Annotated in this window: 13 protein-coding genes and 1 riboswitch; of the genes, 9 read left to right on the plus strand and 4 right to left on the minus strand. The window is 42.7% G+C overall.

Annotated features, from left to right (window positions below; genetic code table 11):
* Positions 1-138: 138 nt before the first annotated feature.
* The 9 genes from ORI98_RS04915 to ORI98_RS04955 all read left to right on the plus strand — a co-directional run bounded on the left by ORI98_RS04915 (position 139) and on the right by ORI98_RS04955 (position 9829).
* Positions 139-861, plus strand: coding sequence for a histidine phosphatase family protein (locus tag ORI98_RS04915; RefSeq protein WP_306134466.1), 723 nt, complete (start codon positions 139-141; stop codon positions 859-861).
* Positions 823-996, plus strand: a riboswitch (cobalamin riboswitch). It overlaps the preceding gene by 39 nt.
* 125 nt (positions 997-1121) lie before the next feature.
* On the plus strand, positions 1122-2024 hold the full coding sequence (locus ORI98_RS04920; RefSeq protein WP_306134467.1) for an ABC transporter ATP-binding protein: 903 nt from the start codon (positions 1122-1124) through the stop codon (positions 2022-2024).
* The gene (locus tag ORI98_RS04925; protein ID WP_306134468.1) at positions 2021-3097 is read left to right on the plus strand and encodes an iron ABC transporter permease; all 1077 of its coding nucleotides are present in this window, start codon (positions 2021-2023) and stop codon (positions 3095-3097) included. Before ORI98_RS04920 ends, ORI98_RS04925 begins: the two co-directional genes overlap by 4 nt.
* 49 nt (positions 3098-3146) lie before the next feature.
* Positions 3147-4193: a nicotinate-nucleotide--dimethylbenzimidazole phosphoribosyltransferase gene (cobT, locus tag ORI98_RS04930; RefSeq protein ID WP_261296998.1), complete on the plus strand. Its 1047-nt coding sequence runs from the start codon at positions 3147-3149 to the stop codon at positions 4191-4193.
* 7 nt (positions 4194-4200) lie between these two features.
* Complete coding sequence (locus ORI98_RS04935) at positions 4201-4983, plus strand: adenosylcobinamide-GDP ribazoletransferase (RefSeq protein WP_261297231.1); 783 nt, start codon at positions 4201-4203, stop codon at positions 4981-4983.
* On the plus strand, positions 4983-5588 hold the full coding sequence (cobU, locus tag ORI98_RS04940; protein WP_306134472.1) for a bifunctional adenosylcobinamide kinase/adenosylcobinamide-phosphate guanylyltransferase: 606 nt from the start codon (positions 4983-4985) through the stop codon (positions 5586-5588). Before ORI98_RS04935 ends, cobU begins: the two co-directional genes overlap by 1 nt.
* A complete protein-coding gene (locus ORI98_RS04945) occupies positions 5585-7168 on the plus strand; it encodes a cobyric acid synthase (RefSeq protein ID WP_371931116.1) in 1584 nt (527 codons plus the stop codon). Before cobU ends, ORI98_RS04945 begins: the two co-directional genes overlap by 4 nt.
* A complete protein-coding gene (gene cobO, locus ORI98_RS04950; protein ID WP_306134473.1) occupies positions 7168-7794 on the plus strand; it encodes a cob(I)yrinic acid a,c-diamide adenosyltransferase in 627 nt (208 codons plus the stop codon). Before ORI98_RS04945 ends, cobO begins: the two co-directional genes overlap by 1 nt.
* Before the next feature lie 856 nt (positions 7795-8650).
* A complete protein-coding gene (locus ORI98_RS04955; RefSeq protein WP_306134474.1) occupies positions 8651-9829 on the plus strand; it encodes a patatin-like phospholipase family protein in 1179 nt (392 codons plus the stop codon).
* A 760-nt stretch (positions 9830-10589) separates the two neighbouring features.
* Here ORI98_RS04955 and ORI98_RS04960 read toward each other — a convergent pair.
* From ORI98_RS04960 to ORI98_RS04975, 4 genes are all read right to left on the minus strand, one after another.
* Positions 10590-12062: a DUF4339 domain-containing protein gene (locus ORI98_RS04960; RefSeq protein WP_306134475.1), complete on the minus strand. Its 1473-nt coding sequence runs from the start codon at positions 12060-12062 to the stop codon at positions 10590-10592.
* A gap of 61 nt (positions 12063-12123) precedes the next feature.
* On the minus strand, positions 12124-12546 hold the full coding sequence (locus tag ORI98_RS04965) for a DUF4339 domain-containing protein (RefSeq protein ID WP_261296993.1): 423 nt from the start codon (positions 12544-12546) through the stop codon (positions 12124-12126).
* Positions 12547-12868: 322 nt separating this feature from the next.
* On the minus strand, positions 12869-14575 hold the full coding sequence (locus ORI98_RS04970; protein ID WP_306134476.1) for a pseudouridine synthase: 1707 nt from the start codon (positions 14573-14575) through the stop codon (positions 12869-12871).
* Positions 14576-14758: 183 nt separating this feature from the next.
* Complete coding sequence (locus ORI98_RS04975) at positions 14759-15139, minus strand: VOC family protein (RefSeq protein WP_306134478.1); 381 nt, start codon at positions 15137-15139, stop codon at positions 14759-14761.
* Between the last annotated feature and the right edge of the window lie 64 nt (positions 15140-15203).

Consider the following 15203-nt stretch of genomic DNA (forward strand, 5'->3'; position numbering starts at 1 on the left):
CTAACTTATTATTTTATCGAGTGTTAATTAATGCATCGTGAATAGCGGGCACTCGACAAGCAGAATTTTGTTTGGACATTTATACGTATAGACGTCCATAATACGCGAGTTGTTATCTTTAGGGCAAGGCAGAAATCCATGAAACATCTTCAATTGGTATTCCTGCGCCATGGCCACTGCCAAGGCGGAGATATTCTGCGTGGAAAAACCAATGTGCCCTTATCAGAACAAGGGCTAATACAAATGCAGCAGGCCTTTGATAGCTTGGGTAAATTACCCGATACCGTGTATTCATCTTCACTTGAACGCTGCCTTCAGTTTAGTGACCTTATCGCAAAACAGTATCAATTGCCCATCAAGGTGTTGGACGATTTACAAGAAATTGATTTTGGTGAATGGGATGGTCAAACATGGCAAACCTTGTATCAACACCATGAACTCAAGTTAAATGCATATTGGGCAAACCCATGGGAGCCTGAGCACACGCCGCCAAAGGGTGAATATTTACGTGATTTTAGTGCTAGAGTGCAAGTTGTTGTGGCGCAAATTGTATGGCAGATGCTGCAGCAATCTGCAGCTGAAGTCGCCACAAAAAACGAACAGTTCGACGCCGTCTTACCACCATCGGTATTAATAGTCACCCACGGTGGTGTGATGCGATGTATAATGGCGGCCATCTTGGGTGTTGAGCAAGCTGCGGGTATTTTTAGTCAGTTTCATTTACCTTATGCCGCGCTATTTCATGTCGATGTTTATGTCGAAGAGCAATATTTTGACAATGTCAGTCAAGAGACATTCGCGTTTAAAAATCTCAGTATGAGATTAAACTGGCCTACCTTGAGTGGTTTAACACAAGGTTAAAGCCAACCGTTAAATATAGTCACGAGTATTGGGAATCGGGAAAGCCCGAACTGTACCCGCAACTGTGAATATGATGCCTGCCTAGATTAGGTCAATCATATAAGTCAGATACCAGCTTGAGACTATTCATTTTTTGCCTGAGCGGGATAACTCAGAGGGGCATATATGTTTGAAATTCTGGTCGCTTTTATAGTGGGCAACCTTGCTATAGGTGGCCTTATTTATTTAGGTGCAAGGCTATACTTAGGAGACGATGTTTGATGTCTTCAAGTATTGATGCCGTGATCGTAACATCTCAGTCTGATAACCTTGCCTTATCCGTAAACGGGATTAGTTGGCATGTTGACGATGTCGCCATTTTAGCGGATATCTCCTTTTCGCTTCACAAAAAGCAAATGCTAGGGGTGATAGGGCCAAATGGTGCGGGTAAGTCGAGTTTACTTCGATGTCTTTACCGTTATATCACACCAACTCAAGGGCAGATACGCCTATTTGATCAAGATATTAGCCAATTTAAGGGCAAGGCCTTTGCTACCCAAGTGGCTGTGGTGCAACAAGACACGCCGCAATTTTTTGATATGAATACTAGCCAACTTGTGGCCATGGGATTAACGCCGCATAAAGGCATGTTCGATGGGCATACCGCCGCAGATAATCAACTGATAAACGATGCCATTCAAAAAGTGGGTTTAACCGACAAAGCTTTTTTGCAATATAGCCAATTGTCAGGTGGGGAAAAACAGCGGGCATTAATCGCAAGGGCCATAGTGCAGCGCCCTAAATTATTAATACTCGATGAACCCACAAATCATTTAGATATTCGTTATCAGATACAAATTTTAGAATTGGTTAAAAGCTTAGGCATTACTGTTATCGCTTCCATCCATGATTTAAATTTAGCCAGTGCCATGTGTGATACTTTGGTATTGCTCAATAAAGGCCGTCTGGTGGCTCAAGGCACGCCTAGCGCGGTACTGACCGAAGCTCAAATTGGCAAGGTATTTGAGGTTTGTTGTGAGGTCAAACCGCACCCTCAACACGCTAAACCCTTAGTCAATTACTTTTACGGTTATATGTCGCATTCTTTATCCCAATCGCCATTTCAACCTAGTCCTAAGGCCGAACAAGATTCATCGCTTTGCGATTTACAGGTACAGCGATGAGCCCAGTAAAAGATCAATATAAATATCGACTATTTCTATGTTTGTTAAGCTTGTTTGCCGCATTAAGCCCTATTGCAGCAGCAAGCTTTGGCGCAGCAAACATCAGTTTCCATGATGTGGTTCAGGCGATAGGGCAACATCTTTCTTGGCAAGATAATGCCCAATCATCAGGCATAACAGAACGAATTGTATTTGAGCTACGTTTTCCACGCATTGTGCTGGCGTTTGTCGCGGGGGCAGGATTAGCCCTAGCAGGTAGTGTGTTACAAACTGTTACCCGTAATCCATTGGCTGATCCCTATTTGTTTGGTATTAGTTCCGGAGCCTCTTTTGGTGCAGTATTAGTGTTCAGTTTTTTGTCTAGCGGACTGTTTAACTTAACACAGGGAACTGCCATGTCTTTAGGACAGCTTGAGTGGTGGAGTTGGCAAAATTTGTTATTGCCTATAGGGGCGTTTGCTGGAGCAAGTTTGTCGGTATTGCTGGTGTTAAGCTTGTCAGGTTTGGGCCGCAGTAGCCAGATAGAGCGTATGTTGCTATCGGGGGTTGCTACTTCATTTTTATTCGGTTCATTGACCAGTTTACTGCTGTATTTTTCAAGCCCGCAAGCCACAGCATCTGTATTGTTTTGGTCATTAGGGAGTTTTGCTAAAGCAAACTGGACTGGAGTGATATTACCCAGCGTTATTGTGCTGGGCAGTTTAGCGATTATTGTTGTTTTTAAGCGGCAAATTGTTGCACTGCAAGCGGGTGATGAAACCGCCCATACCCTTGGGGTTAATGTGGCTAAATTACGCCTCAATATGCTGTTACTTTGCTCCTTGATTACCGCGGTATTAGTGGCCAGTTGTGGTGGCATTGGCTTCGTGGGATTGATGATCCCCCATTGTGTTCGATTACTGTTTCCAGGGCGTCAGCCTATGATAGTGACTGCTATTGTGGGTGGGTTATTTATGGTGTGGATTGATGTGGTGGCCCGCTGCATATTAGGGAATCAAGAGTTACCCGTAGGTATTATCACTGCCGCAATTGGCAGTGTGTTTTTCTTATTTATATTAAGATATAGGCGTTAAATGCTTGTGTCATTAACGCGTTTATCGTTGTTATTTTTGTGGAGCGTATATGTTTGCAGTTGACCATGTAAGTCATAAATTCGACGACATCATCCAACATAAAATTGATCAAAAAACTAAACCCAAAGGGGCGCTTGGTCAGTTGGAAACATTAGCTAAACAAATTGCACAAGTGCAGTTATCCAGTGATCCAAAGGCTAAAAAATTGCATATTACTGAGCCGGGATTACTGGTGTTTGCTGGCGACCATGGTATTGCTCAATATGGTGTGTCGATTGCGCCAAGTGAAGTGACCAGTCAAATGGTGGCGAATTTTGTTCACGGTGGTGCAGCGGTGAATGTGTTTTGCCGACAAATGGGTTTTAACCTTGAGGTGATAGACGCTGGTGTGCTTGCTCCCTTAGGTTTAAAAGGGGTAACTGAGCACAGATTAGGTAACGGAACAGCGGCGATTCATTTAGCCCCAGCGATGACCCTTGAGCAAGTTAAACAAGGTTTTAAAGCGGCCCATGAAGTGGTTGAACGTCATGTCTTGTCAGGGTGTAACCTTATTGCGTTAGGTGAAATGGGGATAGGTAACACCTCATCAGCTGCGGCAATTATGGCGGCTTTGCTAGAGTTTGACGTTAATACTTGTGTCGGCAGAGGGACGGGTATTGATGATAAAACCTTTGCTTTGAAAAAAGCGTTGATCAATGAAGCATTGAAATTACATCGGCCTAAATTAGCTTCACCTGTGCATGTATTGGCTTATTTAGGTGGTTTTGAAATAGTACAAATGACAGGGGCGATTTTAGCGGCCGCTGAACAGAAAATATTAGTGCTAATAGATGGGTTTATCTCTACCGCTGCAGCACTTGTCGCTGTAAGATTACACCCCGCAGCAAGAGACTATTTAGTGTTTGCCCATGAGTCGGAAGAGCAGGGGCATAAATTGATGTTAACCCACCTAGCAGCACAGCCTATTTTGTCTTTAGGCTTACGCCTAGGAGAAGGGACCGGAGCCGCATTAGCGCTACCGATAGTACAAGCCGCAGTGAATTTTTATAATGACATGGCCAGCTTTGAAGATGCTGGTGTCGTGAATGTGGTCTAAGGAAAGTATGTTCAATCTATACCGTGGTTTAAGACAGTTAAATTTATTTTTCGTGGCGTTAAGTTTTTTTACTCGGCTGCCGATTCCATCTTGGGTGGTGATTGATGCTGAAAAACTTAATCAATCAAGCCGATATTTTGGGGTGGTAGGATTAGCTATTGGCCTCATCAGTGGGTTAGTTTTTTGGCTAGCTCAGTTGGTGCTGCCAGCTAATATTGCCGTGCTGCTAGCCATGGTAGCCGGAGTGTTAGCAACAGGTGCGTTCCATGAAGATGGCTTAGCGGACACCGCCGATGGTTTTGGTGGTGGTTGGACCGTTGAAGATAAGCTGCGCATTATGAAAGACTCTCGTCTTGGCAGTTACGGCGCGTTAGCCATTGGTTTAGCTTTGTTATTAAAGTGGCAACTCTTGGTAGAGCTAGCGCTATATAGCCCAATGGCCGCCATTAGTGGTTTTGTGGTGGCGCATACATTAAGCCGTGTATTAGCTGCCAGTCTGATTTTTAGTGAAAAATATGTCCGTGATGACAGCGGTAAGTCCAAGCCTTTAGCACAGCAACAATCAATCAACGACCTGTTGATATTGTTAGCCAGTGGTTTGTTTGTTCTATTGTGGTTAAACGGTGTTGCAGCGTTTGCTTTGTTTATTATCCTTTGGTGCGTGCGTTTTCTTCTGGGTAATTTATTTAGACGCCAAATTGGTGGTTATACCGGTGATACCTTAGGTGCAGCGCAGCAAGTCAGTGAAATTGTGTGTTACCTCGTCATATTGGTAGTTGGATTAAGTTAATGATCCATTTAGTTCTTGGGGGGGCAAGAAGCGGTAAAAGTCGGTTTGCTGAAAGCAGGGTGGCCCAAATAACCGCTTCTATCCCCCAAGTTTGTTCGCCAGTGTATATTGCTACCGCCACCATAGGCCATGATAACGAGATGGCAAGCAGAATTGCTCGTCATCAAGATGATAGAGCCGCCAGTGCTTTATCTTGGTTAACCCTAGAAACCCCCTTGGCTTTAGCCGAGTGTTTAACGCGGATTGATAAAGCCAATCAAGTGATTTTGGTCGATTGCCTTACCCTCTATTTAACCAATCATTTGTTACTAACAAGTTTTGGTGGTGCAGCTGAAACCGCTATCCCTAACTTCGCAACAAATTTAGCATCAAGCGACTGGCAAACAGAAAAAGATTCTCTTTTAGCGGTATTGCCCAAGCTACAGTCAGATGTGGTTTTAGTGAGCAATGAAGTGGGTTCGGGCGTTGTGCCTATGGGGGAACTTAGCCGAGAATTTGTCGACCAAGCCGGATGGCTAAATCAGGCCATCGCCACCATGGCGGATCACGTCACCTTAGTTGTAGCAGGTTTGCCGCTTCCATTAAAAACATCAACAAACTCATGACCACAGATAATCCTCTATCCACTAAACATTTAACCACTCAGCTTAGTCGATTAACTGGCAGCTTAATGGTGCAAGGCACGACATCCGATGCGGGTAAAAGTACTTTAGTGGCCGGTCTATGTCGCGTTTTTGCCCGTCATGGTGTTGAGGTTGCGCCATTTAAGCCACAAAATATGGCACTGAACAGTGCTGTAACTGAAGATGGTGGCGAAATCGGCCGCGCCCAAGCATTACAAGCGGTGGCGTGTAACCTTAAGCCCCATACTGACTTTAACCCTGTATTGCTTAAACCCAGCTCAGACACTGGCGCGCAAGTCATTATTCATGGAAAAGCGTTAACCACCCTTGAGGCTAAAGCTTTTTTCGGACCCCAAAGTCAAGGCTATAAGGCTATGGCCTTGGACGCTGTGATGACATCCTTCCGTCGTCTTTGCCAACAGTATTCATTGGTGGTCATTGAAGGTGCGGGCAGTCCCGCTGAAATTAATTTACGTCAGGGCGATATCGCCAATATGGGCTTTGCAGAAGAAGCTGATTGTCCGGTGATTATCATTGCCGACATTGATAAAGGCGGTGTATTTGCCCACCTCGTCGGCACCTTGGCATTGTTAAGCCCATCAGAGCAAGCGCGGGTGAAAGGCTTTGTGATTAATCGTTTTCGTGGCGATATTAGCTTGCTGCAATCTGGGGTTGATTGGCTTGAAAACTATACCCAAAAGCCTGTTTTGGGGGTGTTGCCCTATTTGCACGATCTGCATTTAGATGCCGAAGACAGTTTAATTGCTGCACCAAATGCTACTGGCAATATTGCCCAGCAAAAAAAGCTGGTGGTATTAGTGTTAGTGTTGCCACGGATCAGTAATCATACCGATTTTGATCCGTTAAGATTACACCCTCAAGTTGAGTTTCGATATGTCAGTATGGCAGATCAACATCAACCCTTTCCCGCTGCCGATTTAATCATTCTACCTGGCAGTAAAAATGTCCGTGCAGATCTCAATTTCATGCGTCAGCAAGGTTGGGATAGTGCTATTTTTAAGCATTTACGCTATGGCGGTAAAGTGATAGGTATTTGCGGTGGTTACCAAATGCTAGGGAAAATGATTAATGATCCCCTTGGTATCGAAGATAAAGCAGGTAGTAGTGCAGGCTTAGGCTTATTAGATATCACAACCGAACTTACCGCCAATAAAGTACTGACTCAAGTCAGCGGCCAGTTACAACTTAATCAACAACAGGTGAGTTTTGACGGCTATGAAATCCACTGTGGAATATCGCATTTTTCTGCAAGCATAATATCTCACCCAGTGACGATTTTTTCAGTTGATCATTCAGGCACCACATCTGGGGCGATGACACAAAGCGATGGTCAAGTGAGCCAAGATAATTTGATTATGGGCACCTATATCCATGGATTATTAGATAACCCATCGGCATGTCAGCTTATTTTACAATGGGCAGGACTTGAACAGGCTCAAGTTATTGACATTAACCAAATCCGCGAACAGCAACTAAACCGTCTTGCCGATGTGCTTGAAGCGCATTTAGATTTAGAAAAGTTAATAGGAGTGATTTCATAATGGACAGCAATAAAGACCAAAATCAGCTTGATGAACAAAAAGCCCAACGTCATAAAGCGCGCCAACAGAAAGTGAAGGATGCAGTGGATGCCAAAATCGCTAAAGCGCAATTAGAGAAAGGCGTGTTACTGGTCTTGACCGGCAATGGTAAAGGTAAGTCTACGGGTGGGTTTGGCAATATAACCCGTGCAGTAGGGCATGGAAAAAAGGCGGCTGTAGTACAGTTTATTAAGGGCAACTGGCCTTGCGGTGAGCGTGTAGTGCTAGAGAAAGTCGGTGTTGAGTTCCACGTGATGGGAACAGGTTTTACCTGGGAAACCCAAGACAGAGAAAAAGATACCTTAGCGGCGATGGGAGCGTGGGAAGCAGCGGAAGCATTGCTCAAAGATGAAACCATCGATATTATTTTGCTCGATGAACTCACTTATATGGTGAGCTATCACTATATCGAGCTTGATCGTGTACTGGATGCACTTAACAATCGGCCACCAATGCAGCATGTGATTATTACTGGCAGAGCGTGTCACCGTGCGATTATTGAGCTAGCCGATACTGTGAGTGAAGTTCAACCGATTAAACATGCGTTTGACGCCGGAGTTAAAGCGCAAATTGGGTTTGATTATTAGGCTCTATCTGTTGCTAAGCCCATAAGTTGACAACAACTTGCTGTGGTGTGCGATCAATATGGTCAGGTAGTGCATGGAATTTTGATGCTCTTCGGCTCAAGCATCCTCGGTAACCGCTCCATGCGTTACCCTACCTCCTAAATCCCTTTAGTCGTGCTTCGCCCCATCTTCTATATCCATATCGTTGTGTTTTAAGGGTATTTACAACATCCCGGTTGATTGTAACGAATGAAGAGCATCGTTTTTCTACTTTCAAACTCGTTAACACAGCATGAAAGCCCTAAAACATGCTGAGTAGAACACTTTTTTGTATTTATTCGTTTTAATATCAATCATCTAAGTTATTTAGATTAAGCGAGAACTGAGTGTGGGTGGCTAAAGAATGCTGTAATAGCATTGATGCTCGTTTGCTAAACTAGGCTTCAAAAGTTTACCTACGGTGAACTTTTCGTAGCCATAGCCAGCGTGTCGTAAACAGCGGAAATAATAAAATGAATTTTATTATTTTACAGGGGCAAACCTAGTATTAGATTGACCTAACGATTAAAACGGATCGGGCAAGGTTAATGTATCTGAGCCATAGCTATCACCCACATTTTCTTTGAAGGGACAAACCCTTCGAACATCGTCAAGTATCTTGATGAAATAGCTGAGTTGTGATTGCAGGGTTTAACCCTTCATATGCGATTAATGGCTGCTCAATTACCAGTATAAAATACCCACAATCAAGTATGTTGCAATGTTGGTACTAAGTTTTATGTTATCTGTGCCATTAAAATAGCTAGGACATAAGGTTGTTGTCCGTTGTTTTCAGTATCACAGTCAGACAGTGGTGATAAATAATTTGGAGATAGTAATGGGTCAAACAAAGTCTTTATCTATGGTGGTGTTTTTGTCGCTGTTTCTTGTGGCGTGTAGTTCAACACATACCCTTGAAAACCGAGTCACAAAAGATAATTACCGAGCGGTAACGGTTGAGTCTAGTTTTGCTGATGCGTCATCTGAGCCCTATCGAGTTTGGGGGGATGACGCTTCGGATTTCTTATTTAACCCGCAAGATGGTACGACTCCGTTAAAGGTGAATGGCGACCAGCTAAATATTCTTGCTCTGTCTGGCGGAGGTGCTAACGGAGCATTTGGTACCGGTATTATTAACGGCTTATACGACAGCAACCAGCTGCAGGAGTACAGCATTGTTACTGGTATTAGTGCAGGCTCACTGATGGCGCCATTTGTATTTGTGGGTGGAGATGAGATCCCACGTCTAAAAGAGGTCATGCTTAGCCTTAATGACGACCTTATTTTAGGTAAACGTAATTTTCTTAATGCGCTGATTAAGGATGCATTTACCGATGGACAAAAGATGTTTGAATTTATCCAGAAAGTCTACACGGCAGAAATGATTGAGCAGATTGCTGTGCAGCATCAGGCTGGTCGTCGGTTATTTATTGGCAGCACACATTTTGACTCTGAAGAGCTGGTTGTTTGGAACCTTGGTCGCATCGCCGAGAGTGATCTACCTAACAAGGTCACATTGATCCATCAAATTCTGGCTGCGAGTTCATCAATACCAGGGGTGTTTCCGCCACAATTTATTACGGTTAACCAAGGTGACAAGACCCTAGAAGAGCTTCACGTCGATGGCGGACTTACGGTGCAAATGTTTTTCGAAGTGGTAAATGTTGATTATGCAAAGATCAATGAGGCTTTGGGATTAACGACGAGTCCGCAGATACATGTTATTCGTAATGGTATGTTAAAAGTTCCCTATCAGGCAACTGAAGATAAGGGCGTTGACTTATTAAGCAGAAGCCTTGGCAGCATGACGATTCAACAAGCTAAAGGTGACCTGTATAGAATGCTTTATTTCAGTAAAAATAGTGGATTAGAACTTTCATTTACTTATATGGATGATGAGTTTAACGCACCTAAAGCGACAAAAGATATGTTCGACTTACAGTATATGAAAGCCTTGTACCAGCATGGCTATAGCAAAGCTAAATCCACTGAACTTTGGTCAACTGAAGTTCCCTAGGAAGGCGTCCAGTTAAGGGACCCTAAGGTATACAAGCTATTACCAATCAATTTTTTAACATGAAGGTACAAATATAAAAAGTTCTCTTGTCACTGGCGTTGGCCGCAAAAAGCACCAGCGCTATGGCTCTTAACGTCGATCGAGCTAGCCCATGAGATGCAGCTAGTGGCTGTTACTGAGGCGTCCGAACTCTTTATCACGATAGATGAAGATGCCAGTTTTGAGTCTGTTGTGTATCAAGGGTTTATCACAGAAAAATTCAGTGATATCTATGTCATGACGGCTCAGGCGAAATCACTATGCCACTTCACGTTGATTCTGTTAAAAGCCAAACATTTTATAGGCCTCTTCCTCGTGATAGGCCTATAAATTCATATCAAGCATGCTTTATTTCTTAGTGCTTTTTTATCGCTTACACACCTGAGTTCGACATCCCTAAATTAATATTACGCTGTCGATGAAGGGTTTGTGTAGTGGCACACTAATTTGGGGCAAGTAACATGGGTCTTTATAAATCAAGACTTACTTGAATTGATTAATTTGGCTAATTAATTTGTCACTAAATTAATGCGTGAACTGACTCATTTCTATCCTAAATAGCATAATGTGATTAATCTGTTTTCCCCGCAATTTAATCATCAATTTGCTTATAGCTTTCATATTAATTGAATAAATCTCGCCCTATAAAAAGGCCAACTAATCTAAGTTGGCCTTTGGTTTTTCTTGTATGACTTAACAGCAGATATATCGTTGCAACAAATTAGCGACGTCTTCTACTGCGACGGCGCATACGGCCTTCTTTGTCAGTTGATGTGCCACCTGTCGTACCATTTTTCTCTTCATGATCATCATGATCATCATGATCATCATGATCTTCGTGGTCGTTATCTAAGTTGTCATTACTGTGAGCGAGTGTGACTGGAGAGTCCAGTTTCACTTCTTGCTCAGGGGCAACTTTTTTGTCGCCTCTGAACACTGATTTTAAAATACTAGTGACTCCCAATTTAGTTGGTGCAACCGTTTTGGTTTTTTCAGTGTCAGGTTGTGTGCTGGCTATTTCAGTCGATACAGCAGGGCTTTGTTCGAAAACTTTTTCCAGCTTTTGTTCTATATTGTTTTTTAGTTCGTCAGAAAATTGAATGCTATCAATTTTCTCTTGCGACTTTTTTGGCGCGATGTCATCTATCGATTCCCCCGGCTTTAAGCGCACGGCAACGTTATCTAAGCTAGCAGATGGGCGTATTGGCTGAGGGTCTAAAGATGCCGTTCTTGGTCTGATTTCGGCAACATTGTCTAAATTCGTGGCTTTAACCGCTACAGGATCTAATGACAGTGATTTTGTCGGCACAGGATCTAGGCTTAAACTAGGGCTAGCGATCGGATCTAATGCGACTCTTGGTGTGGCGATAGGATCTAATGATAGCGATTTTGTCGGCACAGGATCTAGGCTTAAACTAGGGCTAGCGATTGAATCTAATGCTGCCCTTGGTGTGGCGATAGGATCTAAAGATACCGCTGTTGTTGCGACTGGGTCTATAGATGGTGTTATAGCCTCAGAAGGCGATTTTGTGGCTACAGTATCTAAAGGCGATGATATTGGATCATGAGCCGGTTTAGTCACTACTGGTTCTAAAGACGCAGTGATAGGCTCAGAAGCTGTAGCAACAACAGGCTGTAGAGAAATGTTTGGCGCAGTATCAGATAAGGCTTGTGGCGGCGTAGGAATCGCGGCTTGATCTTGGGCTCGATCTGCAACGCGTTTATCAAACTCGCTAGTGACGTCGGTTATTTCAGATTTTGCAATGCTAACGGCATTAACCAGCTCTTCAAATATCTTTTGATAGCCTTCGTATTTGTTTTCAATGCCCTTGATGTTGTTTTTAACATCATCGCTTAATTTGCTCGTAAGGCGTTTGTAGATGTTAATCTCTTGTTCTAGTTCATAAAGATATGTTTTAGAATACTTAACAGACTCATCCATCTCAATGATTGTGTCATTTATTTCATGACGTTTTTTATTGAATTCATTGATCAATTCAGTCGGAATTTGGGCCGGTGACGTGGGCGGAGGTACAATGCCTGCGAACTCAGCAATATGGCTAACCGGAAGCCATTGTGTCAATGAAGGGTGCCAGCCATAGCAGTCAGGTTCGGCCTGTAAAAACGCGATAGCTTCACTTTGGGTTAATGGCCCTGTAACGTCGCCATCATGCGAAAAAAACCATTTTTTCATAGTTATCATTCTTATTTAGTCGTTATCAACAGTGGTTGTGATCGTAATCAGATCAAAAACATTAATTTGCCACACCAGCCAACTTGCGTTGTAAAGCTTCATACTGCTCATTGACGCTACGTATGGTGGCTTTAACTTCTTGATTCAAATTTTGCGTGACTGTTTTAGTTTTATTGGTATCGCGATCAAAATCAGCAAAAGAAGAGGTAATCGCCTTCAAGGTGGTTTCAATGCGGCTTAATTCAGTATTAAGCTCTTGCTCTTTAGCAATAAAACGTTCAACTAATTTTTTAGGGATCGCTTGGGGTGGCGGTGGCGGTGTGATAACAATATCAAACTCATCAACGTGGCTTACGGGTATCCATTGGGCATAAGATGGATGCCAAGCGTAGGTATGCGGATTTTTTTCGATAAACTTGTTGGATTCTGCCAGACCTAAAGGTCCGCTAACTTCACCATTATTTGAGAAATACCACTCTTTCATAGTTCCACTCTTATCCTTAATAGTGTTTAAACTTATAATTATCTATTAATCAGGGGTTTAGCTTGCTTTGTTATTACTGAACTTTAAGGTATTGTTAATTCAAACAGCCTTATTTTTTGCTTGTTTTTTGAGCATTAAAATATTAGCGCGGCAATTGGAATATAAATAGTTGGTTACATTAACCTATATTTTTTAACATGACCACCCTTTATGAATGATCGATCTTTTTCAATGTATCAGCTTAATTTACCCCAGTGGGATAAATTCAGGATTTGATTGGTTTTTAGGCGAATCTGTGTGTGAGTTTTTTGCCATTTACTTATTATTCAAAGTCAGCGGAGGTAGTAAACTCAATCCATTGGCCAGTAGAGGGGTGATTAAATCCAATAAAAGCGGCATGCAGATGTAATCGGTTGGCTTGTTGGCCATACAAATCATCGCCGACGATTGGCAAACCTAAACCGAGGTGGTGAGCACAGTGTACTCTAAGTTGATGGGTTCGGCCTGTTTTAGGGTAAAGATGTAATAGGGTGTTTTCACCTTTGTTTTTATAGACTTCCCAAAAGGTTTCGGCGTTTTTCCCATGCTCATAACAGACTAATTGCTTGGGGCGATCATTCAAGTCGACTCGCAGGGGTAAAGTGATCAAGCCTTGTTGTTGGCTGGGCTTACCTTCTACCAAAGCAATATAGCGTTTAGTGACGGTGCGATTGATAAATTGCTGTTGTAAGGCTTTATTGGCCTCTTTGGTTAGCGCAATAACCATGAGTCCGGAAGTCGACATATCGAGGCGATGCACAATCAAAGGTCCCGTTGCCTGAGGAAAGTGTTGTTGCATTCGGGTTTGCACTGAATCGGTGACATTTTTCCCGGCCACTGACAGCATTTCAGCGGGTTTATTAATAATCGCCAAATCTGCGTCCTGATACACAATATCAACAAGTTTATCTTCGGCGGTATTAATGAGTAATGGGTCAGGGTCGACCAACATATCTGACAGCATATGGCCTAAAATGGGCCGACACTTACTGTGGCAAGCAGGGTAGTAATTTTGGTGTTGTTTTATTTCTGACTTAGGTGATTGTCCCCACCAAAACTCGGCCATGGCTATCGGGGTTAATTGCTGTTTAAAAGCATATTGCAATAATTTAGGTGCAGCACACTCTCCAGCCCCAGCCGGTGACAGATGGTTTGGTGCATCAAAAAATATGCTATTCAAATCTCGAGTTAAACCAGTAATATTTAAAAATTGATATTGATTAAACAGCTTCTTTTGTAACTGATTAGACAATTGCTTCCGCTGTTTTTTAAGCTGTTTAATTTGATGTAGGTACTTATCGACTTGTTGAAATGTGTGCTCAATTTTTGCAGCCCATTGTTGTTTTAACTCTGCTAATTGATATTTTTGCTGCACGCTTTGGCGACTAAGCTCAATTGACAGGGTTTTAAACGATTCGGCGTTAAGCTTTCCCTGAACTAAATCAATATCAGCTTGCTCACGTTTTTCTTTGCGATGTTTACGATTTTCGATGATATCGGCACGTAACAATGCTAATGCCGTGTCAGCCTGTTGTTGCTGCTTTGCAAGCAAGACTTGTAAATTGGCCAATTCAGCGGCGGATTCATGCTGAATAATTAACTGGTTAATGTCGTTAATTTGTTTGTTTTCGGCACTAAAAAAACTGTCTTTAGTGAGCATGTCAAAAATCGGTGGCACAAAAGGTGGCAGAATATTTTGATCGGCCAGTTTGCCGGAAAATCCGGCTAAAAACCCAATTTGTCCCTGGTGATTTTTTACTACCAACACGCCAAACATTTTACCTATGACCATACCGCGATCATTTTCAGGATCTAAACCAAAATTATGCTGCCATGGATTGTTGATTAACAAGTCTTGTTGTAATTGTTGTGCTGCTTGCAAGCAGATTGGATGTGGTTGGTAGTAAAACGGAAAGGTAAAACGGGCGGGTAAACTGTGCTGGGCAATACTGTCATTGAATTGGATAAAACAAGGATCGATAACAGACATGGTAAAAGCCACTCACAGCATAAAAAGGACAGGTATTTTACCTTGTTGGTTTAGGGGATGCATCATTAACTGCGTATATTTCTATTTTGACTGCTATGGCATTGGTGAGCATTTGACGTTGCGGTTATTGCTATGTTTTTACACCCGATGAAAACACCTAGATCCATCACAGCACCTGTGGATTTACGCTAAGGGCAATTCAGCCATTAAGCCGATTAAGTTTTGGTCGGGATCCCGTAAAAAACCTATCCACAAATGATGGTCTGTCATTTTGGCTGCTAATTGTGGTTCACGTTCAAAGTTAATGCCTTTCGCTTTGAGTTGAGCTGTGGCTTGATGGATATCTAAGACTTGGTAATAAATTACAGAGGTTTTATGGTCTTCAGCTTTACCTTGTAAGGTGGTGAGCATTAAGCGTGTGCCGCCACAGTTGAAAAAAGCTAAACCTGATGGGACTTCAAATAATAAGCTTAAACCAAGGGTATCGCGATAAAAGGCTACAGACTGATTGATGTCAGTCACGGCAATGGCAATTTGACCAATTTTTTCAATGTTCAAATTCATCTTAGCGTTATCCTTATCGACTAGGGGACTAGATTAATGGTTTATTGATTCAATCACTGTGCTT

Source organism: Shewanella sp. ULN5 (assembly GCF_030731885.1).
Taxonomy (GTDB): Bacteria; Pseudomonadota; Gammaproteobacteria; order Enterobacterales; family Shewanellaceae; genus Shewanella; species Shewanella holmiensis.

Bases quoted from the DNA above. Each gene is read 5' to 3' on its own strand.
- ORI98_RS04925 (WP_306134468.1), top strand. From the start codon at position 2,021: ATGAGCCCAGTAAAAGATCAATATAAATATCGACTATTTCTATGTTTG.
- ORI98_RS04935 (WP_261297231.1), top strand. From the start codon at position 4,201: ATGTTCAATCTATACCGTGGTTTAAGACAGTTAAATTTATTTTTCGTG.
- cobT (WP_261296998.1), top strand. From the start codon at position 3,147: ATGTTTGCAGTTGACCATGTAAGTCATAAATTCGACGACATCATCCAA.
- ORI98_RS04965 (WP_261296993.1), bottom strand. From the start codon at position 12,546: ATGAAAGAGTGGTATTTCTCAAATAATGGTGAAGTTAGCGGACCTTTA.
- ORI98_RS04970 (WP_306134476.1), bottom strand. From the start codon at position 14,575: ATGTCTGTTATCGATCCTTGTTTTATCCAATTCAATGACAGTATTGCC.
- ORI98_RS04975 (WP_306134478.1), bottom strand. From the start codon at position 15,139: ATGAATTTGAACATTGAAAAAATTGGTCAAATTGCCATTGCCGTGACT.
- ORI98_RS04920 (WP_306134467.1), top strand. From the start codon at position 1,122: ATGTCTTCAAGTATTGATGCCGTGATCGTAACATCTCAGTCTGATAAC.
- cobU (WP_306134472.1), top strand. From the start codon at position 4,983: ATGATCCATTTAGTTCTTGGGGGGGCAAGAAGCGGTAAAAGTCGGTTT.
- ORI98_RS04955 (WP_306134474.1), top strand. From the start codon at position 8,651: ATGGGTCAAACAAAGTCTTTATCTATGGTGGTGTTTTTGTCGCTGTTT.
- ORI98_RS04915 (WP_306134466.1), top strand. From the start codon at position 139: ATGAAACATCTTCAATTGGTATTCCTGCGCCATGGCCACTGCCAAGGC.
- ORI98_RS04960 (WP_306134475.1), bottom strand. From the start codon at position 12,062: ATGAAAAAATGGTTTTTTTCGCATGATGGCGACGTTACAGGGCCATTA.
- cobO (WP_306134473.1), top strand. From the start codon at position 7,168: ATGGACAGCAATAAAGACCAAAATCAGCTTGATGAACAAAAAGCCCAA.
- ORI98_RS04945 (WP_371931116.1), top strand. From the start codon at position 5,585: ATGACCACAGATAATCCTCTATCCACTAAACATTTAACCACTCAGCTT.